Consider the following 23722-nt stretch of genomic DNA (forward strand, 5'->3'; position numbering starts at 1 on the left):
GGTCCGGACCGGCCGGTCCCCGAAGACGCCGCTGAGCGCGGGCGCCGGTTACGCAGTTCACAGCTTCTTTTCGTGTCGCTCACCGTGAGGTTCGGCGGCGAGGCGGACCGGCGGGCAGCGGGCGCGGTGAGCCTCCAGGTCGGCGCGGGCGAAGAGCGCCCGCAGTGTCACGCCGTGATGAGCGAGCGCCTGCGCCCCGCCCTCAGCCCGGTCGATGACGCAGAGGGCGTGGGAGGCGCGGCCCGCGTACCCCTTTCGGCGCATGTCGCAGGCGGCGGTCTCCTCCCCCGGTCGGACTCCGACCCGGTGCGACTGTGGTGGGATCGGGGCATGCGTCCGCCACCGTGGCTCGGCTCCGGCACTCGCGGCCGGGACCTGGCGCTGGCCGGGGCGTCGCTGGCCGGCGGGCTGGTGCTGTGGACGCTGGGTTGGCAACCGCAGATCCGTCCGCACCCGGACGTGCCCGCGGTCCTGTTCCTGCCGTCGCTGCTGGCGATGTGCGTCGCGGTGGGTCTGCGCCGCGCCGCCCCGCGTGCCAGCCTCGCCGTCGGCACCGTGGCAGTGGTGGTGGACATCGCGCTGGGGGGCTCGCTGGGCGCGATCCTGATCTACACGCAGGTCCTCTACGACGCCTGTGTCTACGGTCCGCCACGGCTGTGGCGGTGGCTGCTGCGGGCGACCATCGGGCTGAGCGTGCTCGGTGCGGTCGTCGGCGTGATCCTCTCCGACCAGTGGAGCGGGGTGGCCATCGGCGTGCTGGTGGTGCTCGTCGGCCTCCTGCCGGTCCTGACCGGTATCAGCGTGCGGCAGTACCGCGATCAGGCCGCCGCCGAGCGGGCGCGGGCCGAGCAGACCGCCCGGCTGGTCGAGTTGGACCGTCGGCAGGCGGTCAGCGCCGAACGGGCCCGGATGGCCCGGGAGCTGCACGACGTGGTCGCGAACCACCTCAGCGCGGTGGCCATCCACGCCACCGCTGTGCTCTCCGTACCCGGGTTGGATCGCGGTCAGGTGGAGTCGGCGTTGCGGGTGATCCGGGAGAGCAGCGTGCAGGGCCTCGCCGAGATGCGTCAGATGATCGAGGTGCTGCGCGAGCCGGGGACCAGCGCCGACCCGGCCGCGCCGGAGGTGGTCACCGCGCGACTGGCCGAGGCGGACGGACTGGTCGACCGGGTCCGGGCTGCCGGCCTCGCGGTGCGGGTCCGGACCGATGGCACGCCGGGCGTGTTGCCGGTGGGGGTGGACCTCGCCGCGTACCGGATCGTGCAGGAGTCCCTGACGAACGCGCTCAAGCACGGTACGGGCGAGGCGGAGCTGACGATCGCGTACCGGCCGGCCGAGGTGGTGCTGACTGTGGAGAACCCGGTGCGTGGGGGCGGGGCCGGGCTGCCGGGCGCCGGGGCCGGGCTGATCGGCATGCGGGAGCGGGCCACGCTGCTGGCCGGCCGGTTCACCGCCGGGCCGCACGACGGCCGTTGGCAGGTGCGGGCGGCCCTGCCCACCGGGGAGGGCGGGTGACCGGGCCGGCGCGGCCGTCGGACGACACGGGCCCGGCGACGGTACGGGTGGTGCTCGCCGACGACCAGCCGACGGTACGGGCCGGACTGGCCCTGATCCTGAACAGCTCAGCGGGTGTCGAGGTGGTCGGCGAGGCGGCCGACGGCGACGCCGCGGTGCGCCTGTGCCGGGAGTTGCGCCCCGACGTGGCGGTGCTGGATGTGCGGATGCCGCGCCGGGACGGGATCTCCGCGACCCGGGCGATCGTCAGCGACGGGCTCGCCGACGTGCTGGTGCTCACCACCTTCGACCTGGACGAGTACGTCTTCGGGGCGTTGCGGGCCGGGGCGGCCGGGTTCCTGCTCAAGGACACCGACGCCGACGGCCTGGTCGGCGCGGTGCGGACGGTGGCGCGGGGCGACGGCTTCATCGCGCCCACTGTGACCCGTCGGTTGATCACCGCCTTCGCGGCCACCGCGCCGGGTGCGTCGGCGGACGCGCGGGCCGCGCTGGCCACCCTCACCCCGCGTGAGCGTGACGTGCTGGCCTGCCTCGGGTTGGGTCTGTCCAACCAGCAGATCGCCGATCGACTGGTGCTGGCGGAGAGCACCACGAAGACCCATGTGAGCCGGATCCTGGCGAAGCTGGACCTACGCAGCAGGGTGCAGGCCGCCATCCTGGCCCAGGAGGTGGGCCTGCCCGCTCCCCCGCAGTCGTGAGACGGGCCGTTGGGCGCACGGCGGACCGGTGCCGGCGTGGTTGACCTGCTCACGACGTGTCAGGCTAGGGCGGTGAGTACGCCGGGCGGTGGGGAGCTGTCGGCCACGCTGCGCCGGATCGAACGATCGGCGGGGGCGTTGGCCACCTCCAGCGTGGCCCGGATGGACGAGACGCTGCCCTGGTTCCGGGCGCTGCCGGCCGACCAGCGGTCCTGGGTGATGCTGGTGGCGCAGGCGGGCGCGAGGTCGCTGGTGCAGTGGCTGCGCGAGGGCGGCGGCACCGCGGACAGCACCCAGGAGGTCTCGGACGAGGTCTTCGCCGCCGCCCCGCAGGCGCTGGCCCGGTCGATCACCCTCCAGCAGACCGTGGCGTTGATCAAGGTGACGATCGACGTGGTCGAGGAGCAGGTGTCGCACCTGGCCGCCGAGGGTGAGGAGCAGCAGCTACGCGAGGCGGTGCTGCGCTTCTCCCGGGAGATCGCGTTCTCCGCCGCCAGGGTCTACGCGCGGGCCGCCGAGTCGCGTGGCGCCTGGGACGCCCGGTTGCAGGCGCTGCTCGTCGACGCGCTGTTGCGGGGTGACTCGCCGGACGTCCTGGCCAGTCGGGCCGCCGCTCTCGGCTGGGCGGACGCGCCGCCGGTGGCGGTGGCTGTCGGTCGGTCGCCCGGCGGCGAGGTCTCCGCGGTGCTGCACGTGGTCTACCGGCAGGCCCGCCGGATCGGCGTGGAGGTGATCGGCGGCGTCCACGGCGACCGGCTGGTGATCGTGCTGGGCGGCGCACCTGACCCGCTGACCGCCACCGCGAAGCTGCTGAGCGCGTTCGGGGACGGCCCGGTGGTGGTCGGTCCCGCCGTACCGAGCCTGGACGAGGCGACCGAGTCGGCGCGGGCCGCGCTGTCCGGCTTTCGGGCCGCACCGGCCTGGCCGAGCGCGCCCCGGCCGGTGCCGGCCGCGGACCTGCTGCCGGAGCGGGCCCTCGCCGGCGACACCGAGGCCCGTCGGCGGCTGCGTCACGATGTGTACGCGACGCTGGTGCGCGCCGGTGGGGAGCTGCTGGCCACCCTGGACGCCTTCCTGGCGGCCGGTGGCACCTTGGAGAGCGCGGCCCGGGCGCTGTTCGTGCACCCGAACACGGTGCGCTACCGGTTGCGCCGGATCGCCGAGGTGACCGGGTTCTCGCCACTGTCGCCGCGCGACGCGTTCGCCCTTCAGGTCGCGCTGACCGTGGGTCGGTTGGATCCGGTCGCCCCGCTGGCCTCGCCGGTCCCGACTCAGACAATGACCCCGGCAACCCGGAAATCCGCCCAAACCGAGGATGATCCCCGCCGATCTTTGTAGGAAACCTCTAAAGGTCCTAGTGTGGTTTGGTCGAAGGCGGCACCGCGTTACCCGCCATTATCCGGGAGAGTCATAGACGTGCTCGCCGTACTTAGTCCCGGCCAGGGTTCTCAGAAACCCGGCTTCCTGACCCCCTGGCTCGACCTGACCGGCACTGAGGCGCGACTGCGCGACTGGTCGGCGTTGGCCGGGGTCGACCTGCTGCACCTGGGCACCAACGCCGACGCCGACGAGATCAAGGACACCGCCCGCACCCAGCCGTTGCTGGTTGCCGCGGCGTTGCTCGCGGCCGAGCACCTGCCGCTGGACGGCGTCGCCGTCACCGCCGGCCACAGCGTCGGCGAGTTGGGTGCCGCCGCCCTGGCCGGTGTGCTGTCGGCCGACGCCGCGATCACCCTGGCCGGCGTCCGCGGCCGGGAGATGGCCGCCGCGTGTGCGCTGGAGCCGACCGGAATGGCCGCGGTGCTCGGTGGTGATCCCGACGAGGTGATCGCCGCGATCGAGGCGAACGGGCTCTACCCGGCCAACCGCAACGGCGCCGGGCAGATCGTCGCCGCGGGCGCCCTGGACGGGCTCGACAAGCTCGCCGCCGCGCCGCCCGCCCGGACCCGGATCATCCGACTCCAGGTGGCCGGCGCCTTCCACACCCCGTACATGGCTCCGGCGGAGACCGCGCTCGCCGCTGAAGCCGCCGGGATCACCCCGGCGAACCCGGCCCGCACCCTGCTGTCGAACCTCGACGGCACCGCTGTCGACGACGGCGCGGCAATGGTGCAGCGCCTCGTTCGTCAGGTCACCGCGCCGGTGCGCTGGGACCTGTGCATGCGTACGCTGGCCGACCTCGGGGTCACCGGCGTGATCGAACTACCCCCGGCCGGCACCCTCGCCGGCCTGGTCAAGCGGGAACTCAAGGGCGACGGCGCCCCGGAGATCGTCACCCTCAACACCCCGGACGACCTGCCGGCCGCACGGGACCTGATCGCCCGTATCGGAGGCCGTTCATGACTGGCAGTCGCATCGTCTCGATGGGGCACTACCAGCCCTCCCGGGTGGTGACCAACGACGACATCGCCCAGCTCGTCGACACCAACGACGAGTGGATCCGCGACCGGGTCGGCATCGTCAGCCGGCGGATCGCCGACACCGAGACGGTCGCCGACATGGCCGCCGCGGCTGCCGGCAAGGCACTGGCCAACTCGGGCCTGACCGCCGCCGACATCGACCTGGTCGTGGTCGCCACCTGCTCCTCCATCGACCGCAGCCCCAACGTGGCCTGCCGGGTCGCCGGCAAGCTGGGCATCACCGCGCCGGGCGCGTTCGACCTCAACACCGCCTGCTCGGGCTTCGCGTACGCGCTGGGCACCGTCGACCACGCCATCCGGGCCGGGGCGTCGCGCAACGCGATCGTCATCGGCGCGGAGAAGCTGTCCGACTTCACCGACTGGACCGACCGCTCCACCTGCATCATCTTCGCCGACGGGGCCGGTGCCGCGGTGGTCTCCGCCACCGCCGACGACGAGCCGACCGGCATCGGCCCGGTCGTCTGGGGTTCGGTGCCGGACAAGAGCGACGCGGTCCGCATCGAGGGCTGGCGCCCGTACATCCAGCAGGAGGGGCAGGCGGTGTTCCGCTGGGCCACCACCGCCATCGCGCCGCTCGCGCTACAGGCCTGCGAGCGGGCCGGGGTCGACCCGTCGGAGCTGGCCGCGTTCGTGCCGCACCAGGCCAACGCCCGCATCATCGACGGCATCGCCAAGCGGCTCAACATCCCCGACGCGATCATCGCGAAGGACATCGTCGAGTCCGGCAACACCTCCGCGGCGAGCGTGCCGCTGGCCCTGTCCAAGCTGGTCGAGCGCCGGGAGGTGCCCTCGGGTGCACCGGTGCTGCTGTTCGGCTTCGGCGGTGGCCTGACCTACGCCGGTCAGGTCGTCCGCTGCCCCTGATGACCCCCTCGGGCGCGTACGCGTCCAGGATTGGCGGTCGGCGACGCCGGCCGCCGGAGAACCCCGATGAAAGGAACCAACCGCAATGACCCGTGACGAGATCACCACCGGCCTCGCCGAGATCCTCGAAGAGGTTGCCGGGGTGAACCCGGACGACGTGGCCGAGGGGAAGTCCTTCACCGACGACCTCGACGTCGACTCGCTCTCCATGGTTGAGGTAGTGGTCGCGGCCGAGGAGAAGTTCGGCGTCAAGATCCCGGACAACGAGGTGCAGAACCTGAAGACCGTCGGCGACGCTGTCAGCTACATCGCGGCGCAGTCCTGATCATGAGTCGTCCAGACGTCGTCGTCACCGGGCTCGGCGCGACGACCCCGCTTGGCGGGGACGTCGCGTCGACCTGGGACGCAATGCTCGCCGGCCGCTCCGGGGTGAGTGCCCTCACCCAGGAGTGGGCCGAGCAACTGCCGGTCCGGATCGCCGCCCAGCTGGCCGTGGAGCCGTCCGAGGTGCTGGACCGGGTCCGCCTGCGCCGCCTGGACCGTTCCGAGGCGATCGCGATCATCGCGGCGCAGCAGGCCTGGGCGGACGCCGGCCTCGCCGGCTCCGACCTCGACGGGGAGCGGTTGGCCGTCAGTGTCGGCTCCGGCATCGGTGGTGCCACCACGCTGCTCGCCCAGGACGACATCCTGGAGGCCTCCGGGCCACGGCGGGTCTCCCCGCACACCATCCCGATGCTGATGCCGAACGGTCCGGCCGCCTGGGTCGGGCTTGAGCTGGGCGCCAAGGCCGGCGTGCACTCGGTGGCCAGCGCCTGCGCCACCGGTGCCGAGGCGATCGCCCTCGGTCTGGACATCATCCGCTCCGGCCGGGCCGACGTGGTGGTGGCCGGCGGCACCGAGGCGGTCATCCACCCCCTGCCCATCGCCGGCTTCAGCTCGATGCGGGCCATGTCGACCCGCAACGACGACCCGGAGCGGGCCTCCCGCCCATGGGACCGGGGCCGGGACGGCTTCGTCCTCGGCGAGGGCGCCGGCATCGTGGTGCTGGAGCGGGCCGAGCACGCCGCGGCCCGGGGCGCCCGGGTGTACGCGCGCCTCGCCGGCGCCGGCATCACCTCGGACGCGTACGACATCGTGCAGCCGCACGCCGAGGGCGAGGGCGCCATCCGGGCCATCGCCAAGGCGATCGCCGACGCGGACGTGGCGAAGCGGGACATCGTGCACGTCAACGCGCACGCCACCTCGACCCCGGTCGGGGACATGCTGGAGATCGGTGGGCTGCACAAGGCGCTCGGCGACCACCCGGTGCTGTCCGCGACGAAGTCGATGACCGGTCACCTGCTCGGTGCGGCCGGTGCGCTGGAGTCGATCGCCACCATCCTGGCGATCCGCGACAGTGTCGTCCCTCCGACGATCAACCTCGACGACCCGGAGCCAGGCCTCACCCTGGATGTCGCCGCGCACAAGGCCCGTCACATGGAGATCCCGGCCGCGTTGAACAACGCGTTCGGCTTCGGCGGCCACAACGTGGCGCTCGTCTTCGCCCGTCCCTGAGATCCCGCGAAAGGGACCCTCCTCGTCGAGAGGAGGGGCCCTTTCGTCGTTCAGCCCCGGTTGCGGGGGTGCTGCTTCGCGGTGCGCTCGTTGCCGTGGCGGTAGTTGCCGGTCCAGCGGGCCATCACCAGCTGCGGGTCGTCGTCGACCTCGGCCAGGAACTCGGCGGCCCGAGCGCCACGCAGCGTGCCGGCGACCCGGCCGTGGTGGGTGATGACCACGGTGCCGTCCGCCCGTCGTACGTGCCGGAATCCTGCTGCCGCTCCCATGGGGTGAGGCTGTCAGACCGATCGGCGCGGAGGCGACCGGATTTCCGTCGCGGGCACTCGATCCGGATTGACGTCGAGGGACCGCGCCGCTTAGATGGGCCGACTGAAGATCGACTGACGGGGATCACCACAATGGACGCTCGTACCCGCGTCGCCGTGTCGGCGGCGCTCATCCTCGGCCTGCTGGCCGGCTGCGGCGACGACGCCGCCGCTCCCGCCGGGCCCGCGGCTGGCGACCCGGCCCCACAGGCCACTGGCGAACCCTGGTACGACGAGACGACCCCGGCGGCGTCCGGCGGCACCACCGGTGGCGCTGGTTCCCCCTGCCCGCTACCGGTGACGTTTCCGCTGGCCGACGGGTGGACGGCGAAGGCTGTCGAGCCTCCCGAGGGTGAGCTGGCCGAGCTGGTCGGCGAGGCGCTCACCAAGCGCGGCGGCACCACAGTGCGTTGCGAGGTTGACGGCCGGCCGGCCGGCGGCGGGTTCCTGCGGATCTGGGCGACGGACACGCCGACTGCCGCTCCGCGCGCCGCGCTGGAGAGCTTCGCCGCCGGAGCCGGCGAGACGGTCACCGGCCAGCAGTTCCGCGACCTCCGCGCCGGCGGCTTCGACGCCACCGAGACGACCTGGCTCGCCACCAGCCCGCTGGCCGAGGACGAGGCGGCGCGGAACTGGGCGCTGGCCGTTCAGTCGGCGGGGCAGACGCTGGTCTTCGCGGTCAACGAGGGCCTGATCACCGAACGGACCGACGTGCTGCCGGCGTACCGGCTCGCGGTGCGCGGGCTCACGCCTGCCGGCTGAGATCGGCCCCGTTGGCTCAGTTGCTGGCGCAGGTCGTCGCGGGAAGTCCGGGAACGGTCACCGGGGACCGGCCGCCCGGCCGGGCCTTGCCGGCGAGCACAGCGGCCAGGGCGGTCATCGATGCCCGGCTCGACGAGTACGTGGCCAGCAGCCTCGGTGACTTCGCATCGGCCAGCACGTACGGGGTGTCCATGGCGACAGTGATCGCCGCGTCGGGGCTCAGGTCCTTGGCGCCGTCGCCGTAGCCCACCAGGTGCACGACAGTGCCGCCGCTGGGCTTGACCTGCACTCCGGCGGCGGTCAACGCGGCGGTGAGGGTGGCCCGGGTGCCGTCCCGACCGCCGGACGAGGTGACGGTGACCGGCCCGCGTACCGCTCCTCCGCAGGCGCCACGCAGCACGGTGACGGCGGCAGCGGCCAGCGCGTCGGCCGCCGCCCGGTGTGCCGGGGTGTTGAGCGTGGACATCTGCGCCGCCGGCAGCTCGGCGAGCTGGAACTTCATCGTCAGCACCCGGGTGACCGCGTCGACCAGCCGGGTCCGGGGCAGCGACCCGCCGCGCAGCGCGGCGAGCAGCCCGTCGTACGCCTGACCGACGTTCGGGGTCATCAGGATGAGGTCGTTACCGGCGTTGAGCGCCCGGACCGCCGCCTCGCCGGGAGCCCAGCGCATCGCGGGCGGCATGTTCATCCCGTCGGTGATCACTACGCCCTTGAAGCCGAGTTGGCCGCGCAGGACGTCGGTGAGCAGCTTGTGCGAGAACGTCGCCGGGGTCCCCGGGTCGATCGCGCGCGCGTCCAGGTGACCGGACATCACGGCCATCGCGCCCGCGTCCATTCCGGCGGTGAACGGCGGCCACGCGCCGCTCTGCAACGCCGCCGCGGACTGGGTCAGCACCGGAAGGTCCTTGTGCGAGTCGTCGGCGCTGTGGCCGTGCCCGGGGAAGTGCTTCAGGGTGGCCGCGACCCCGACCGCCTGGAGGCCACGGACCGCGCCGCCCACCTGCGCGGCGGCCTGCTTCGGGTCGGAGCCGTAGGACCGGGAGCCGATCACTGTGCTGCGGGTGGCCAGCACGTCGGCCACCGGGGCGAAGTCGATGTTGATGCCCATCGCGGCCAGCTCGGCGCCGGCGGCCCGCCAGGCGGCCTCGGTGAGCTTCGGGTCACCGGCCGCGCCGGCCGCGAGGGCGCTGGGCAGCACCGTGACACCGTCGGTCACGCGGGTGACGACCCCGTACTCCTGGTCGGTGCCGATGAGCAGCGGCGCCGAACCGGCGGCGAGCCGACCGGCGGCGCTGCGCAGCCCGGTGGTGAGCTCGTGGACCTGCTTGGGGTTGTCGACGTTCGTGGTTTCCTGGTTGCCCTTGGTCGGGTCGTCGGCGCTGAAGCCGACCAGGATCAGGCCACCCAGTCGGTACTTGGCGATCATTTCGGCGGGGGTGTCCACCCCGGCGAGGGCCTGGTTGCCGGCCGCCGAACCGGCGGAGACCTTCGTCGCCGAGTCGCCGTAGGCGTACGGCATCAGCACCTGGCCGACCAGGTCTTCGTCGGACAGCGTCGCCACCAGCGCGGCGGCGCGGCCGGCGGGGTCGCTGGCCGGCGGCGCGGGCGGGACGCTCGGGCCCGCCGACGTCCCGACGGGGCTGGGCGTCGGCGTGGGGCGCTCCGGGTCACCTGAGCAGCCGGAGACGAGCAGGGCGGTCAGGGCGGCGACAGCGACACTGGCGCGCCACGGGCGATTCGACACGTCGCCCATCCCACCAGCTTCTCCCTTATCGGGGCAACTTGACCTTACCGGTCGTCACCGGCGCGAGGGCGTACGGCCAGCGGCCCGCCGGCCGGGTCAGCCGACCCGAGTGAGCAAGGTCACCGGGGCGCCGTCGCCGGCGTACCGGTAGGGCTCCAGGTCAGCGTCCCATGCCGTGCCGAGCGCCTTGTCGAGGGCGTGCGCCAGGGCCTCGGGGGCCCGGGAGGCCGCCATCAGCGCCCGGAGCCGGTCCTCGCCGAGCTGGATGTCGCCGGCCACGCCGACCGTCGCCCGGAACAGGCCACGGGCTGGCACGTACATGAAGCGCTCACCGTCGGCGCCGGGACTCGGCTCCTCGGTGACCTCGAAACGGATCATGGGCCACTGCCGTAGGGCAGCGGCCAGCTCGGCGCCCGTCCCCGGACGACCGGTCCACCCGCACTCGGCCCGGCGTGCGCCGGGGTCGACGGGCTGAGCCGTCCACTGCAGGTTGACCGGCGCGGCTAGGACGCGCGCGATCGCCCACTCGACGTGTGAGCACACGGCGAGCGGGGTCGAGTGGACGTATACGACGCCACGCGTTGGCACGGTGACCTCCCGGAGAGCGAGGTGCGTCTTCCCCTACGACCTCGTCCACCCAGGTGGCTGCTGCAACACATGATGACTCCTGTGACAGGTGGTGCGCCAGGGAATCGGAAAAAACGCCGGGTGGAATAGCCGGACGGGTGGTCGCCGTTGCCTCTCAGGACACCGCGACGACCAGCATGATGTCGTGGTCCTGTACAGTTCCACCGGCGGCTTATGCCGCGTTACACCTTCGCGGGCCGAGTCACGTACGACCCGCACACAGCCCCCGGACGTCTAGTCCTCCCGTACGTCTTGCAAGGAGTACCTCCGTGGCGAGCAACACCTCTAAGACCGCGCGCGCGTCAGTCCGGGCCGGCCAGGCTGGCCAGGGTGGCGCCCTCAGCGTGCTGGGCGAGTTCAAGTACCTCATCCCGCTCAACGGCGGCAAGCACGCCTACGTGCGGAACCTGACCAACGGCAAGACCGCGCACCTGCGCACGGACTCCGACGCCTTCGTCGAGGAGATCCGCGTTCTGGCCGCCGCCGGCCACGCCGCCAAGATCCGGGCGGAGATCAACAACCTGGCTACCACCCACCCGGGTGACGGCTGGGAGGCCACCGAGAAGCGCCTGGTCGCGGCCGGCGTCTTCGAGGGCTGAGCCCTCCCCCACCGCACCAACGAACCGCCCGCCGGGAGTTCCCGGCGGGCGGTTTCGCGTGCGCGAGGATCGACTTCGTCGATCATGGAGTTGTGGTGCCCGGCTTGGAGTCATCCAGGCCGGTTTGTCACCCACCATAACTCCATGATCGACGCGGGCGGCGGCGGGGACGGTCCTCGGGCCAGGGCAGGTCAGCCTGGATCGAGCAGGGCGACCTCCCCGGTGGCCAGGTCGTAGAGGCCGCCGACCACTGCCACCCGGCCGGTGGCCACCGGCCCGGCCAGCAGATCGTCCTGGCGCAGGGTGCGCACCGTACGCCGGACGTGCCGGCGGATCGCCAGCGGCAGCACCGCCGGATCGTCGATCCCCGCCTCGGTGACCGCCGGCGCGATCTCGTCCACCAGGTGCGCCAGCGACCCGCCGGGACGCTGGCCGATGCGCAGCGCCTCTACCGTGGCCTGCACCGCGCCACACCGCTCGTGGCCGAGGACCATCACCAGCGGTACGCCGAGCTGGCCGACCACGTACTCGATCGAGCCGCAGACCGCGCGATCGAGCACGTGCCCCCCGGTGCGGATCACGCAGATCGCGCCGAAGGTCTGGTCGAAGATCGCCTCCAAGGGCACCCGGGAGTCGATGCAGCCCAGCACCACCGCGTACGGCTGCTGGTCGCCGGAGGCCGCGGCGGCGGCCGTGACGTCGTGCCCGTGCACCGGCTGGCCGCTGACGAACCGCCGATTGCCGGCGAGCAGGTCGGCCAGGGCGGCGCGGGGCGTACCGCCGGCCTGCCGCCCCTGCCCCGACGTCGCACCCATGGGCGCTCCCGACGACCCCATGCCGTCCAGCTTGGTCCGCCGCCGTCCGGCACGGGCGAGGTCGGGAATGTTCGCCACGGCGCGATTGGCGTGGTGTCATGGCGGGTAGCCGGTGTTACCGCCGGGTATCCCGGTGCTGGTGATACTGGGCGGCCCTGGGGAGGTGGCGATGCCGGAGCGGTTCGAGGTCGGCCTGCCGGACGGTGTACGGCTCAACGTCGAGGCGACGGGTCCGACGGACGCCCAGGTCACCGCCATCCTGCTGCACGGCTGGACGCTGGACGGGCGCGCCTGGCACCGGCAGGTCGAGGCGCTCACCGCGCCGCAGTTCGGCGATGCGGTGCGGGTGGTCGCCTACGACGCGCGGGGGCACGGCCGATCCAGCTGCATGGCGCTGCCCACTGCCACCCTGGCCCAGTTGGGTGACGACCTGGCCGCGGTCATCGACGCGGTCGCGCCGACCGGCCCGGTGGTGCTGGTAGGGCACTCGATGGGCGGCATGACGATCATGGAGTACGCCCACCGCCACCCCGCACACTTCGCCGCCCGTACCGCCGGCCTGGTCTTCGTCTCGACCACCGCCGAGGGGCACACGCACACCGTCTACGGGCTCTCGCCGCGGATCGCCCGGTTGATCCGGCTGGCCGAGACGACCGGCGCCGGTGTGCTGGCCCGGTGTGGCTCGTGGCGTGCTCCCCGGGCACTGCTGAACGCGCTGCGACCGAGCATCCGGTGGATGCTCTTCGGTGACCGCTGCGAGCCGGCCGACATCCGCCTGGTGACGTCGGCGGTGGCCCGGGCCTCGCTGCGTTCGATCGGCGGGTTCCGCGCCTCCATCGGCACCCAGCACCGCCTGGACACCCTCGCCGCGTTGGCCCACCTGCCGGCCGCCGCCCTGGTCGGCGACCGGGACCGGCTGACCCCACCGCCGTGCGCCGAGTCGATCGCGGCGGCTCTGCCGGCCACCGAGCTGACCGTCTGCCCGGGCGCCGGGCACATGCTGATGATGGAGCGTCCGGACGAGGTCAACGCCGCGCTGACCGGCGTCGTACGACGGGCGCTCGCCGAATCGCCGCCGGCCCACCTCGGCGCGTCGTCGCCGGCTCACCGTGGCGCGGCCCCCGCCGAGACGGGTGCCTGAGCACGTTCGCGCACCTCGGGCGCGGCGGGTCGGGCCCAGGGCCGTACTCTTCTCGGTTGGCCCGCGCGGTTTTCGCCGCCTGCCGGCGACCTCTGAAGGAGCGTGCGTTGACCGACCAGACCGGCCTCGAGCAGGAGATCGCCGTCGAGCAACGACACCTCGACCGGGTGTACGCCCGACTGGCCGAGCTGCGGCAGTCGGCCGTACGCGCCGAGCGTGACGGCTACCGGATGGCCCGGGTGGGCACGCACGGCGCCCTGGTCGAGCGCGACGCGATGGTCTTCCACGCGGCGCAGCGGCGGCACACCCTGGACGCCGAGCACGAGGGGCTGGTCTTCGGCCGGCTGGACCTGCGCGACCGTCAGGTGCTGCACGTCGGGCGGCTGGGGATCCGCGACGAGAACGCCGTCACGCTTGTCGTCGACTGGCGCGCGCCCGCCGCCGCCGCCTTCTACCAGGCCACCCCGGCGCAAGCGCTGGACGTGGTGCGGCGGCGCACGATCCAGTCCCGCGCCGAGCGGGTGACCCGGATCGAGGACGAGTTGCTGGACCCGACCGACGCCCCCGAGGGGATGACGGTCGTCGGTGACGGCGCGTTGCTGGCCACCCTGTCCAAGGCCACCGGCCGGGGCATGCGCGACATCGTGGCGACCATCCAGCGGGAGCAGGACGAGGCGATCCGCTCGCCCGGCTCCGGGGTGACGATCGTCGCGGGCGGCCCCGGCACCGGCAAGACCGCTGTCGCCCTGCACCGGGCCGCGTTCCTGCTCTACTCCGACCGCAGCCGCTACGCCGGCGGCGGCATCCTGGTGGTCGGCCCGTCGTCGGTGTTCGTCGAGTACATCGGCTCCGTGCTGCCGTCGCTCGGTGAGGACACCGCGACCCTGCACTCGTTGGGCACCCTCTTCCCGGGGATGACAGCCACCCGCCCCGACCCGCCCGAGGTGGCGGCGGTGAAGGGCTCGCTGCGGATGCGTCGGGTGCTGGAGCGGGCGGCCCGCGACGCGGTGCCAGGCGGCCCGGGTGAGCTGCGGCTGCTCTACCGGGGCACGCTGCTGCGGTTGGACCGGGTCGCGCTGGACCGGGTCCGGGACCGTGCGCTGCAACGCGGGGCACGGCGCAACGAGGTGCGCCGGGCCGGTTTCGACGGGGTGTTCGCCGCGCTCTGGGCGCAGGCCCGTGAGCTGAGCAGCGGTCGGCTGCCGGAGCAACCGGCCTTCGAGGCGGAGATCGCCGAGCGGTCGGAGTTCCGGGAGTTCCTCAAGGCGTGGTGGCCTCGGCTGCACCCCCGGCACGTCCTCGGCTGGCTGGCGCAGCCGGATCGGCTGCGCCGGTACGCCAGCGGGATCCTCTCCTCGGCGGAGATCCGGCTGCTCAACGCCGCGTACCGGAACCTGGACTCGGCCGGGCTGACCATCGCCGACGTGGCACTGCTGGACGAGTTGGACGCGCTGCTCGGCAAGCCCGCGCAGCCGGCCCGCGCGCGACGCGACCCGTTCCAGCTCGCCGGCGGCGTCCGTGAGCTGAGCACCCTCGGTGAACGGCAACGGGCCGCCCGCGCGGCGGCCCGGGAGCGCCCGGAGGACTACCGGGACTACGCGCACGTGGTGGTGGACGAGGCACAGGACGTCTCGCCGATGCAGTGGCGGATGATCGGTCGACGCGGCCGACTGGCCTCCTGGACCGTCGTGGGCGACCCCGCGCAGACCGCGTGGACCGGCGATCCGGAGGAGCTGACCCGGGCCCGCGACCAGGCGCTGGGCCGGCGTAAGCGACACGACTTCACGCTCACCACCAACTACCGGAACTCGGCGGAGATCTTCGCGGTGGCGGCGGCGGAGATCCGGCGGCTCTACCCGGACCTGCCGCTGCCGACCGCCGTCCGCTCCACCGGGGTCGAGCCGGTGGAGCTGGTGGTGCCCCCGACGGGCTTGGAGACCGCGACCGTGGAGGCCGCCGCCGGCCTGCTGGCCGAGGTGGAGGGCACGGTCGGGGTGATCACGCCGGTCCCCCGCCGGGACGAGGTCGCCGGTTGGCTGGGCGCGCTCGGCGCGCCCAGGTTGCAGGTGGTGACCAGCCTGGAGGCCAAGGGCATGGAGTACGACGGGGTGGTGCTGGTCGCCCCGAGCGAGATCCGGGCGGATCCGGGCGCCGGGGTGCGCACCCTGTACGTGGCGCTCTCCCGGGCCACCCAGCGTCTCACCACCATCGACCCGACCGGCTGACGTGTGCGGACTGCCGCCGGCGGAACGCCCTGCCCGTACACTTGCATACATAGCGATGTGAGCATACATTTGACCAGGTCCCGACCAGCGGCGGAAGGTGGTTCTCGTGGGCGCAGGTCATGACCACCACCATGGGTCCGTCGCCAATGCCGCACACCAGCACCGAGGTCGACTCTGGGCGGCGTTCGGGTTGCTCGCCACCTTGATGGTGGTCGAAGCGGTGGTCGCACTGCACACCGGCTCGCTCGCCCTGCTCTCCGACGCCGGGCACATGTTCACCGACGTGCTCGGCATCGGGATGGCGCTCGCCGCCATCACGGCAACCCGGCGGGCCACCGGCGACCCGCAGCGCACCTTCGGGCTCTACCGGCTCGAGGTGCTCGCCGCGCTGGCCAACGCCGTCCTGCTCTCCGGCGTCGCGATCTACGTGGTGGTCGAGGCGATCCGCCGCTTCGGTGACCCGCATGAGGTCATCGCCGGCCCGATGCTCGTGGTGGCCGTGCTCGGCCTGCTGGCGAACATCGCCGCATTCGCGCTGCTGCGCGCCGGAGCCAAGGAGAGCATCAACCTCCAGGGCGCCTACCTGGAGGTGCTCGGTGACCTGCTCGGCTCGGTCGGCGTCATCGGCGCGGCGCTGCTCATCACCGTCACCGACTGGTGGTGGGCCGACCCTCTGGTCGCGGTCGCCATCGGCGTGTTCATCCTGCCGCGCACCTGGCGGCTGGCCCGCGCCGCCATCCGCATCCTGGTGCAGGCCGCCCCGGAGCACCTCCAGGTGACCGCCGTGCACGACCGGCTCGCCGCCGTCCCCGGTGTCGTCGAGGTGCACGACCTGCACGTCTGGACGCTCACCTCGGGCATGGAGGTGGCCTCCGCCCACCTGACCATGGCACCGGGCGCGGAGGTCGGCGCGGTGCTCACCGCGGCACGTACGGCCCTGCACGACGACTTCCGCATCGAACACGCGACCTTGCAGATCGAGCCTGGCGCCGCTTCTGGAGCCTGCGGCTCCATCGAATGGTGACCGGTTCGTCGATTTCCGTGTTGACGCACGCACCGTCCGTCACATCGGCTGCAGCGGCCCCACCCGCACCGGTAGGCTCGGTCCCGGCCGTCACCAGGCGGCGCCCTCCCGGCGCCGGTGGCGGTCGCCGCCTAATCGCCCACCTGGGCGAACCGGGGAACCATGTTCCTGGGGTGTATCCGCGTCAGCGGTAGGGATCTTCCGTCCCGAACCCGTCAGCTAACCCGGTCGGCGGCTGACGGAAGGACATGCGCAGTGGCACCAGCACGACCACCCGCCGCCCGACTGGCGGCCCTGATCGTCGCGATGTTCGCCCTCGGCGTCGCGCTTCCGGCCGGCACCGCCTCGGCCGCTCCCCCGACCGGCCTGCGAGCCGCCGCACCCGACTCCGACGAGGAGGGCGGCACCCCGGCGTTGCGGGCCCAGCTCGATGCGGCCAGCAAGGGCTACCTGGACGCGAAGCGCGCCCTGGACACCTCAGTGCAACGGCAGAAGCAGCTCGGCACCCAGCTGGAGACCATCGAGGTCGAGATCGACCAGCGCAACGGCAAGGTCGGCGAGATCGCCGAGGTCGCCTACCGCACCGGCCGGCTCGGTGCGGTGTCGGCGCTGCTCAACAGCAACACCCCGGAAGGCTTCATGGACCGGGCCGCCGCGCTGGACGCGGTGGCGGCCAACGAGGACCGGGTGCTGCGCGACCTGCTGGACACCAAGGACAAGGCCAACCGCACCCGGGTCGCCCTGGACGGCGAGATCAACGAACAGCGCAAGCAGGTCGCGGTGATGGCCAAGCGCAAGGAGCAGGCCGAACGGGCCCTGACCGTGGCCACCACGCCCAAGCCGCAGACCACCGCCGACGCCGGCTCCAACCGCGGCACCTCCAGCGCCAACGCGAAGGCCGCGCCACGCAACTCCGACGGCTCCTGGCCCTCCGAGTCGTGCAGCGTCAACGACCCCACGCCGGCCAACGGCTGCATCACCCCGCGCACCCTGCACGCGCTCAATCAGGCCAAGGCCGCGGGATTCACCCGGTACGTCTCGTGCCACCGCCCCAGCGGCTCGGGTGAACACCCGAAGGGCCGGGCCTGCGACTTCGCGGCGCAGAAGAACGGCTTCGGCGGCGACGCCACCGGCGGCGACAAGACGTACGGCAACAACCTGGCCGCGTACTTCATCCGCAACGCGGACCGGCTCGCCGTGCTCTACGTGATCTGGTACAGGCAGATCTGGCTGCCCAGCAGCGGGTGGAAGTCGTACAGCGGGGCGGGCGGCGACCCGTCCAGCGACCACACCAACCACGTACACCTGTCGGTCTACTGACCCACTCGTCGTGATGCCTGTGAGCCACTGGATGGCTCACAGGCATCACGGCGTCAGGGGCCGGGCTACGTCACCGGGCGTACCCCTGATGTCGTCGCTCGTCGGACGACCCGGCTGTGGCCGGCGGGCAGCATCGCGGTATGCCTCGGATCCGACCCACCACCCGCAAGGCGCTGCTCACCCTGCACCTCGTCACCTCGCTCGGCTGGCTCGGCGCCGACCTGGTGCTGCTCACCCTCGGCGTCGCCGTTCAGCGGGGTGCCGATCCGGCGGTGGTCTATCCGGTCACGGCCCTGGTCGGCACGGTGCTGTTCGCGCCGCTGAGCGTCCTGGTGTGGTTGATCGGAGTCGCCAGTTCGCTGCTCACCCCATGGGGCCTGCTGCGCCACCGGTGGGTGCTGGTCAAGCTCGTGCTCACCACGGTGATGGTCGGGCTGGTGCTGTTCCTGCTCACCCCGAATCTGCGTCACGCCGGAGCGGTCGGCGCCGCCCTGCCCGCCCGCGATCGCGCCGACCTGGTCATCGCACCGGCGGTGTCGACCAGCCTGATGGTCATCGCGACAGTGCTCTCCACCTACAAGCCGTGGGGCCGACGTCCCATCACCCGCCCGACCCGCAACAGCGCGCCAACCCCGACCTAACGCACCCCACGCCCCGCCCCGCACACCCCGCACGCCCGCGATCTTGCAGTTACTGCGCCGACATATGGGTTCATCCCACTGATATCGACAGCCGAAACTGCAAGATCGGCGCGCCAGGGGCGGGTCAGGGGGGCGGGGTGTTGTTGGTGCGGTCCAGGGCGGCGCCCAGTCGGGTGGCGAGGGCGAGGTGAGCGGCCTGGGCCTGGCGGAACGCGTAGCGGAACAGGGGCCTCGGCGCGGTCAGGGTGATCTCGACGTCGATGCGGGTCAGGCCGTCCGGCTCGGCGCGTAGTCGGGTGTGGTTCCGCACAGTGGTGGCCGGCCACTGGCGGGCCACCATGACGATCTCGTCGGCCTCGCTGATCAGCACGTCCGCGTGGTAGGTGGTCCGGAAGCGCAGCGGACCGGCCGCCAACCGGTCGTTGATCGTGTAGCTCGCCTGGGCACCGGGCCGGGGCGGTACCCGGCGAACCCGCACGATCAGCGGATGCAGCTCGCCCTGCCGGGTCAGGTCGCTGAGCAACGCTGCCGCCTCGGCGGGTGAGCACCGGGCCTGGACGGTGTAGCTGAAGGTATCGCTGCTGAGCACACCGTCTCCCGCCGTCGTCTGGTCGCCCGATCGTCCCGTACCGATGTCTGGCTGGCAACGCCCCACGGACCCTCAGCGCCGCGCCGGACCGGGCCGATGCGACGACCTGCCACCACCTGCGCCATTAAGGTCGGTTAGTACGAAATCTTCCGAAGGTGCCGGAGGGCGGCCAGCATGAACGGCGACGACCGATGAGTGGGCACGTGATGGTCTTCGCGCCCACCCCACAGCTGACGGTGATGGTGGACCAGCCCAACGACCACCCCGAGCTGCACCTGCACCCCGGCGGGCAGGGTGTCTGGCAGGCCCGGATGGTGCTCTCCCTCGGAGTCGACGTGGTGCTCTGCGCCGCCCTCGGCGGTGAGATCGGCCAGGTGCTGGAGCCACTGCTGGTCAGCGAGGGTGTGGACCTCAAGGTGGTGGTCCGTGACTCCGGCAGCGGCGGGTACGTGCACGATCGCCGCGACGGCTCCCGACAGGAGATCGCCGACGTGCCCGGACAGCCGCTGAGCCGGCACGAGATCGACGAGCTGTACAACCTCGCCCTCGGCGAGGGCCTACGGGCCTCGGTGAGCATCCTCAGTGGGCCGAACGAACCGTGGCTCGTGCCGGCCGACCTGTACCGACGCTTCGCCGCCGACCTCGGCGCGAACGGTGCTCGAGTGGTGGTCGACCTCTCCGGCGATCACCTCGCTTCGGTGCTGGAGAGCGGGGTGTTCTTCCTCAAGGTCAGTCACGAGGAGTTGATCCGCGACGGCCGCGCCCGCAGCGACGACACCGAGGAGCTGACCCGGGCCCTGTACGAGTTGCACGCGGGCGGCGCCGAGACGGTGGTGGTGAGCCGCGCCGACCAGCCGGCGTTGGCGCTCATCGACGGGGAACTGTTCCAGGTCGAGATGCCCCGGCTGGAGGCCGCCGACCCACGCGGCGCGGGCGACTCGATGACGGCCGGAGTGGCCGCCGTCGTGGCCAGGGGCGGCGACATTCGGACCGCCATCCGCACCGGCGCCGCCGCCGGCGCGCTGAACGTGACCCGGCACGGCCTGGGCACCGGGCGCCTGGACTCGATCACCGGCCTGGTGGACCGGGTCCGGCTGGTGCCGGCGGACAGCCGTCAACAGGAGCGGACCACCCCGGACGAGTTGGCCGGCCGGGTGGTCGAGCGATGACCCTGCGGGTGTTGATCACCAACGACGACGGGGTCGCCGCGCCGGGCATCCAGGCGCTGGCCTGGGCAGCCAGGCGGCGGGGCCTGGACGTCGTCGTGGCCGCCCCGATGGAGGAGGCGAGCGGCACCAGCGCCGCGATGAGCGCCGTGGAGCGCGACGGGCGGGTCGTCGTGAACGACCATCCGCTGCCGGACCTGGCGGGGGTGCCGACGTACGGGGTCGCCGGGTCGCCGGGCTTCATCACGCTGATCGCCCTGCACGGGGCGTTCGGACCACCGCCGTCGGTGGTGCTCTCGGGCGTCAACCGGGGCGCCAACGCCGGCCGGGCGGTGCTGCACTCCGGGACCGTGGGCGCCGCGTTCACCGCCGCCAGCAACGGCTGCCGGGCGATGGCGGTCTCCCTGGACGTGCTCTCCGTCGGCGAGGCGACGGCCGCGAGCGGTGGCTCCGCGGTGGATGCCGCAGCCCGGATACGCGACGCCGAGAGGCACTGGGGCACCGCCGCGCGGGTCGCCCTGGACCTGCTCCCCCGCCTGACCTCCGCGCCGATGGAGAGCGTGCTCAACGTGAACACCCCGGACCTGCCGCACGGGCAGTTGCGCGGGGTGCGGCGCGGCACCCTGGCCAGCTTCGGCCAGGTGCAGATAACGGTGGCCGAATCCGGCCACGGGTTCGTCCGTACCTCGCTGGAGGAGCCGGGGCAGGCCGCACAGCCGGGCACGGACGTGGCGTTGCTGGCCGCCGGGTACGCGTCGGTGACGGCCATCCGAGCGGTCACCGAGGCGACCGACATCGACCTGACCGGTCTGGACGAGCAGCCCTGACGGGGAGACCCGGCGCGCTCAGGCGCCGGGGAGCACCTCGGGGGTGGCAGCGCCGGCGAAGTAGGGCTCCGGGGCACCGAAGAGGCCGAGCAGGCCGGTCACCCAGAGCTGCCGGTGCACGAACCGGCTCGGCTGGGTCACCACCAGCTTGACGTCGCTGACCTCAGCCGTCTGGAAGCCGGCGACCATGGCGCTGATGCCGACCGAGTCGATGAAGGTGACCAACCTCATGTTGAGTTCGATGCGCAGCGGGCGGCCCTTGGCCAGCACCTCTGCGATCGCTTCGCGCACCTCGTACGCTGTGTCGACGTCGATCTCACCCCGCGGGGCGATCTCCACGACACCACCGGACAGAACCGACTTCACGATCGACAGGCTCACGCGAGCACCTCCACCCGCCCGTCCCCCGGGCGCCTCATCAGTACGCGGGCCGCGACCGAGAGTATTCCTCTGACGGCCTCGGTCGCCACCCCTCGGGATGAGCAATTCACGGATCCGGGCCCACAAAGCCACCCATATCCGTACTTTTCAGTATCTGATTACTCAAGACTTTTCGTTATCTGACCATCGGCGATCAGTCGGGGCCGGCCCGCCGCCGAACCAGGGTAGCGGTCCGGAACCGGCGCGCCCGACATACGGCCCGTGACGTACGCCCGCCCCGTGTGCCGTCGGCGTGTCGCCCACCGTCGGCCGGCGCGGCCCGCGCCCCCGGTTGCCGACGCGCCCTAGCATCGGCCGGGACACCACCGCTACGGAGAGGATCTTCGATGATCAAGCGACTTGCCGGGCTGGCCGGCGTCGGTGTTCTGCTCGCCCTCGTCCTGGCCTGCGGTTTCGGTGGCGGAGACGACGATGACGACGATGACGACGACTTCGCCCGAGGTGTCGCCGTGTCAGCCGTGCGCTGATTCGGTGGCGTGCCGAGTTCCGGCGCGCCGGGCTACTGGTGCTGCGTGCAGCTCGGGGTTTGCGTCCGGCTGACGCGGGGCACTGCGGGATAGGCGACACCGTGACGCGCTGGAAAGACGCCGAAGTCCGAAGTGGCCGGCGGCTTCGGCACCTGAGGAGGTAACCACGATGTTCGGAACCAACCTGCTGGACCGCCGCAGCAAGCCGGAGCGGATCGCGGACCAGGCATGGGAGCACCTGCTCTCAGCGGTCAGCTACGCCGGTGACAGTGTGCGGGACACCGCCCGATCGGCCCGCCAGAACAGCAGCGACCTCGCCGACGGGGCGGGTGACCTGGTGGGCTCCGCCGCCGAGGAGGCGCGACGCCGCGCCTCGCTGGCCTTCGACGCGCTCGCCGGCCGCCAGCCGGCACTGCCCTGGACGCTCCTGATCGGCGCCGCCCTCGTCGGCGCGGCGGTCGGCTGGGCCGTCGGCTCCGCCGCGCGGGCCGCCGGCAGCCGGGACGACACGGTCGACGACGTGGAGTTCGTCGACGTCGATCGCCCCAACTCCCCCGCCGTCTGACCGACGGCACCACCATCGGCCCCGCTCGACCCCGGTCGGGCGGGGCCTGCTGTCATCTGCCCGCTCGGGTGGAACCCGGTCCGCCGGGTGCCGGACCCCTCAGGCGGCCCGGCGGACCGGTGCATCGGTGGTGATCCGGGATCCCGTCCGGATCACCTGATCGGTGGCTCGCGCCCGTGTCGACCGCAGGTCTGGGTGGTTGTCGGCGCGGTACTCGGAGGCTGTCGGTCGGTGGCAGGCCGAAGTGGACGTCGGCGCCGGTGGAGGTCGCTGGACTGATCTGCGCAAGGGCTGTTCCTCTCGGGATCGGGCCCCGGGGGACGGGGTCGATCACCTGACTGCCGCCGTGGCCCGGGGGACGAGCACGACGACGAGACGGCTAGAGCTGCCCTGGCTCCACCACCCGACGCGACGGCTCCCGCAATCGAGGAATGCGATTACCGTAACCGAAACCAGCTCGCTTTGGAAGCGCTCCCATAATCGATGTTCGACGCGCTCCCCCACCCGCCCCGCCCAGGTCGGGCCCCTCCGTCACCCGGTCCGGGCGAGGACGGCTCACCCGGGGCGGCGGCAGGATCGCAGCACGGCGGGCCTCCGGCCGCGGCCAGCACCCGGTCCGCCATCGGAACAGCGGAGGAGGGACAGATGGCCATCGCGGAGATCAGTCGTACCGACCAGGACATCCAGTCCGCCGTGCTCGACGAGCTGACCTGGGAACCACGGGTGCAGCCGCACGAAATCGGCGTCACCGTCGCCGAGGGCGTCGTCACCCTGACCGGCCGCGTGGACAGCTACGCCAAGAAGTGGGCCGCCGAACGAGCCACCCACCGGGTCGCCTCGGTCCGGGCGGTCGCGAACGACCTGGCAGTGCAGCTCACCAACGGCACCGAGCGCGCCGACAGCGACCTGGCCGCCGCGGCCAGCCACGGGCTGGAGTGGGACGCGTTCGTACCCATCGAGAAGCTCCAGGTCACCGTCTCCGCCGGCTGGGTGACGCTGCACGGCGACGTCGAGTGGGAGTACCAACGGCGGGCGGCCGAACGCGCGGTGGCCCGGCTGACCGGCGTACGCGGGGTGAGCAACGGCATCACCGTCCGACCGGCCAACGCGCCGGACGCCCGCAACCTGGCCGACCGGATCGTCGACGCCCTCGCCCGGGCCGGAGCGACCGAGGCCGAACGGATCAGCGTCCGGGTGCACGGCGACACCGCGATCCTCGCCGGCTTGGTGCACTCGATGCCCGAACGAGCCGAGGTCGAGCAGGTGGCCTGGTCCGCACCGGGCATCCGGGAGGTGCAGAACCACATCGCGGTCGCCCCGGTACTGCGCTGAGCGGGCGCGGACGCCCGCTGAGCGGGCGATGAACGGGCGGGGAACCACCCGGGGTGGGTGAGCCCGTCTCACCCACCC

General features: G+C 72.7%; 25 protein-coding genes, 1 pseudogene and 1 riboswitch. Of the genes and pseudogenes, 19 read left to right on the top strand and 7 right to left on the bottom strand.

Annotated features, from left to right (window positions below; genetic code table 11):
• Window positions 1-57 precede the first annotated feature (57 nt).
• The gene (locus ACFYPG_RS28940) at window positions 58-264 is read right to left on the bottom strand and encodes a hypothetical protein (RefSeq protein WP_355008818.1); all 207 of its coding nucleotides are present in this window, start codon (window positions 262-264) and stop codon (window positions 58-60) included.
• A 66-nt stretch (window positions 265-330) separates the two neighbouring features.
• On the opposite strand from ACFYPG_RS28940, the gene ACFYPG_RS28945 reads away from it, so the two are divergent.
• The 7 genes and pseudogenes from ACFYPG_RS28945 to fabF all read left to right on the top strand — a co-directional run bounded on the left by ACFYPG_RS28945 (window position 331) and on the right by fabF (window position 7051).
• Window positions 331-1515: a sensor histidine kinase gene (locus tag ACFYPG_RS28945; RefSeq protein WP_387354473.1), complete on the top strand. Its 1185-nt coding sequence runs from the start codon at window positions 331-333 to the stop codon at window positions 1513-1515.
• On the top strand, window positions 1512-2213 hold the full coding sequence (locus tag ACFYPG_RS28950; RefSeq protein ID WP_387354474.1) for a response regulator: 702 nt from the start codon (window positions 1512-1514) through the stop codon (window positions 2211-2213). Before ACFYPG_RS28945 ends, ACFYPG_RS28950 begins: the two co-directional genes overlap by 4 nt.
• A 9-nt stretch (window positions 2214-2222) precedes the next feature.
• Complete coding sequence (locus ACFYPG_RS28955) at window positions 2223-3551, top strand: PucR family transcriptional regulator (protein WP_387354475.1); 1329 nt, start codon at window positions 2223-2225, stop codon at window positions 3549-3551.
• A 78-nt stretch (window positions 3552-3629) separates the two neighbouring features.
• Window positions 3630-4547, top strand: a pseudogene (locus ACFYPG_RS28960) (ACP S-malonyltransferase); the annotation flags it as partial.
• Window positions 4548-4552: 5 nt separating this feature from the next.
• Window positions 4553-5497: a beta-ketoacyl-ACP synthase III gene (locus ACFYPG_RS28965; RefSeq protein WP_355008814.1), complete on the top strand. Its 945-nt coding sequence runs from the start codon at window positions 4553-4555 to the stop codon at window positions 5495-5497.
• An 85-nt stretch (window positions 5498-5582) separates the two neighbouring features.
• The gene (locus tag ACFYPG_RS28970; protein ID WP_030330276.1) at window positions 5583-5822 is read left to right on the top strand and encodes an acyl carrier protein; all 240 of its coding nucleotides are present in this window, start codon (window positions 5583-5585) and stop codon (window positions 5820-5822) included.
• Between the two features lie 2 nt (window positions 5823-5824).
• Complete coding sequence (gene fabF, locus ACFYPG_RS28975) at window positions 5825-7051, top strand: beta-ketoacyl-ACP synthase II (RefSeq protein ID WP_124855678.1); 1227 nt, start codon at window positions 5825-5827, stop codon at window positions 7049-7051.
• Window positions 7052-7101: 50 nt separating this feature from the next.
• Here fabF and ACFYPG_RS28980 read toward each other — a convergent pair whose 3' ends face one another.
• A complete protein-coding gene (locus ACFYPG_RS28980) occupies window positions 7102-7320 on the bottom strand; it encodes a hypothetical protein (RefSeq protein ID WP_355008813.1) in 219 nt (72 codons plus the stop codon).
• Between the two features lie 132 nt (window positions 7321-7452).
• On the opposite strand from ACFYPG_RS28980, the gene ACFYPG_RS28985 reads away from it, so the two are divergent.
• Entirely contained in the window at window positions 7453-8121 is a 669-nt protein-coding gene (locus ACFYPG_RS28985; protein ID WP_387354476.1) for a lipoprotein, read from the top strand.
• 16 nt (window positions 8122-8137) lie between these two features.
• Here ACFYPG_RS28985 and ACFYPG_RS28990 read toward each other — a convergent pair whose 3' ends face one another.
• Both ACFYPG_RS28990 and ACFYPG_RS28995 read right to left on the bottom strand, forming a co-directional pair.
• Window positions 8138-9874 carry a glycoside hydrolase family 3 protein gene (locus tag ACFYPG_RS28990; RefSeq protein WP_387354477.1) on the bottom strand — a complete coding sequence of 579 codons (1737 nt, stop codon included), beginning with the start codon at window positions 9872-9874 and terminating at the stop codon, window positions 8138-8140.
• Window positions 9875-9961: 87 nt separating this feature from the next.
• Entirely contained in the window at window positions 9962-10453 is a 492-nt protein-coding gene (locus ACFYPG_RS28995) for a DUF3145 domain-containing protein (RefSeq protein ID WP_091409261.1), read from the bottom strand.
• Window positions 10454-10761: 308 nt separating this feature from the next.
• Here ACFYPG_RS28995 and ACFYPG_RS29000 point away from each other — a divergent pair, with 308 nt between their 5' ends.
• A complete protein-coding gene (locus ACFYPG_RS29000; protein ID WP_354942397.1) occupies window positions 10762-11091 on the top strand; it encodes a hypothetical protein in 330 nt (109 codons plus the stop codon).
• A gap of 191 nt (window positions 11092-11282) precedes the next feature.
• Here ACFYPG_RS29000 and ACFYPG_RS29005 read toward each other — a convergent pair whose 3' ends face one another.
• A complete protein-coding gene (locus ACFYPG_RS29005) occupies window positions 11283-11906 on the bottom strand; it encodes a carbonic anhydrase (RefSeq protein ID WP_387354565.1) in 624 nt (207 codons plus the stop codon).
• A gap of 169 nt (window positions 11907-12075) precedes the next feature.
• On the opposite strand from ACFYPG_RS29005, the gene ACFYPG_RS29010 reads away from it, so the two are divergent.
• From ACFYPG_RS29010 to ACFYPG_RS29030, 5 genes are all read left to right on the top strand, one after another.
• Window positions 12076-13047, top strand: a complete 972-nt coding sequence (locus ACFYPG_RS29010) for an alpha/beta fold hydrolase (protein WP_387354478.1) — start codon at window positions 12076-12078, stop codon at window positions 13045-13047.
• A 107-nt stretch (window positions 13048-13154) separates the two neighbouring features.
• Entirely contained in the window at window positions 13155-15272 is a 2118-nt protein-coding gene (locus ACFYPG_RS29015) for a HelD family protein (RefSeq protein ID WP_387354479.1), read from the top strand.
• A 106-nt stretch (window positions 15273-15378) separates the two neighbouring features.
• Entirely contained in the window at window positions 15379-16296 is a 918-nt protein-coding gene (locus tag ACFYPG_RS29020; protein WP_355008808.1) for a cation diffusion facilitator family transporter, read from the top strand.
• Window positions 16297-16414: 118 nt separating this feature from the next.
• A riboswitch (cyclic di-AMP (ydaO/yuaA leader) is annotated at window positions 16415-16546 on the top strand.
• Window positions 16547-16551: 5 nt separating this feature from the next.
• Window positions 16552-17616: a coiled-coil domain-containing protein gene (locus tag ACFYPG_RS29025; protein ID WP_387354480.1), complete on the top strand. Its 1065-nt coding sequence runs from the start codon at window positions 16552-16554 to the stop codon at window positions 17614-17616.
• A gap of 140 nt (window positions 17617-17756) precedes the next feature.
• Window positions 17757-18257, top strand: coding sequence for a hypothetical protein (locus tag ACFYPG_RS29030; RefSeq protein ID WP_387354481.1), 501 nt, complete (start codon window positions 17757-17759; stop codon window positions 18255-18257).
• Window positions 18258-18381: 124 nt separating this feature from the next.
• Here ACFYPG_RS29030 and ACFYPG_RS29035 read toward each other — a convergent pair whose 3' ends face one another.
• Window positions 18382-18846, bottom strand: a complete 465-nt coding sequence (locus ACFYPG_RS29035) for an SRPBCC family protein (RefSeq protein WP_355008806.1) — start codon at window positions 18844-18846, stop codon at window positions 18382-18384.
• A gap of 191 nt (window positions 18847-19037) precedes the next feature.
• On the opposite strand from ACFYPG_RS29035, the gene ACFYPG_RS29040 reads away from it, so the two are divergent.
• Together ACFYPG_RS29040 and surE are read left to right on the top strand one after the other, a co-directional pair.
• Window positions 19038-20015, top strand: a complete 978-nt coding sequence (locus ACFYPG_RS29040) for a PfkB family carbohydrate kinase (RefSeq protein WP_355008805.1) — start codon at window positions 19038-19040, stop codon at window positions 20013-20015.
• Window positions 20012-20839 carry a 5'/3'-nucleotidase SurE gene (gene surE, locus ACFYPG_RS29045; RefSeq protein WP_387354482.1) on the top strand — a complete coding sequence of 276 codons (828 nt, stop codon included), beginning with the start codon at window positions 20012-20014 and terminating at the stop codon, window positions 20837-20839. The genes ACFYPG_RS29040 and surE overlap by 4 nt, the downstream gene beginning before the upstream one ends.
• Window positions 20840-20857: 18 nt before the next feature.
• Here surE and ACFYPG_RS29050 read toward each other — a convergent pair whose 3' ends face one another.
• Complete coding sequence (locus ACFYPG_RS29050; RefSeq protein WP_088949581.1) at window positions 20858-21220, bottom strand: STAS domain-containing protein; 363 nt, start codon at window positions 21218-21220, stop codon at window positions 20858-20860.
• Between the two features lie 386 nt (window positions 21221-21606).
• On the opposite strand from ACFYPG_RS29050, the gene ACFYPG_RS29055 reads away from it, so the two are divergent.
• From ACFYPG_RS29055 to ACFYPG_RS29065, 3 genes are all read left to right on the top strand, one after another.
• Complete coding sequence (locus ACFYPG_RS29055) at window positions 21607-21747, top strand: hypothetical protein (protein WP_238670080.1); 141 nt, start codon at window positions 21607-21609, stop codon at window positions 21745-21747.
• A 169-nt stretch (window positions 21748-21916) separates the two neighbouring features.
• Window positions 21917-22312 (top strand): hypothetical protein, encoded by a 396-nt coding sequence (locus tag ACFYPG_RS29060; RefSeq protein WP_355008803.1) that lies wholly within the window; start codon window positions 21917-21919, stop codon window positions 22310-22312.
• 645 nt (window positions 22313-22957) lie between these two features.
• Complete coding sequence (locus ACFYPG_RS29065) at window positions 22958-23644, top strand: BON domain-containing protein (protein WP_387354483.1); 687 nt, start codon at window positions 22958-22960, stop codon at window positions 23642-23644.
• Window positions 23645-23722: the final 78 nt, after the last annotated feature.

It is taken from the genome of Micromonospora sp. NPDC005553 (assembly GCF_042871765.1).
Taxonomy (GTDB): Bacteria; Actinomycetota; Actinomycetes; order Mycobacteriales; family Micromonosporaceae; genus Micromonospora.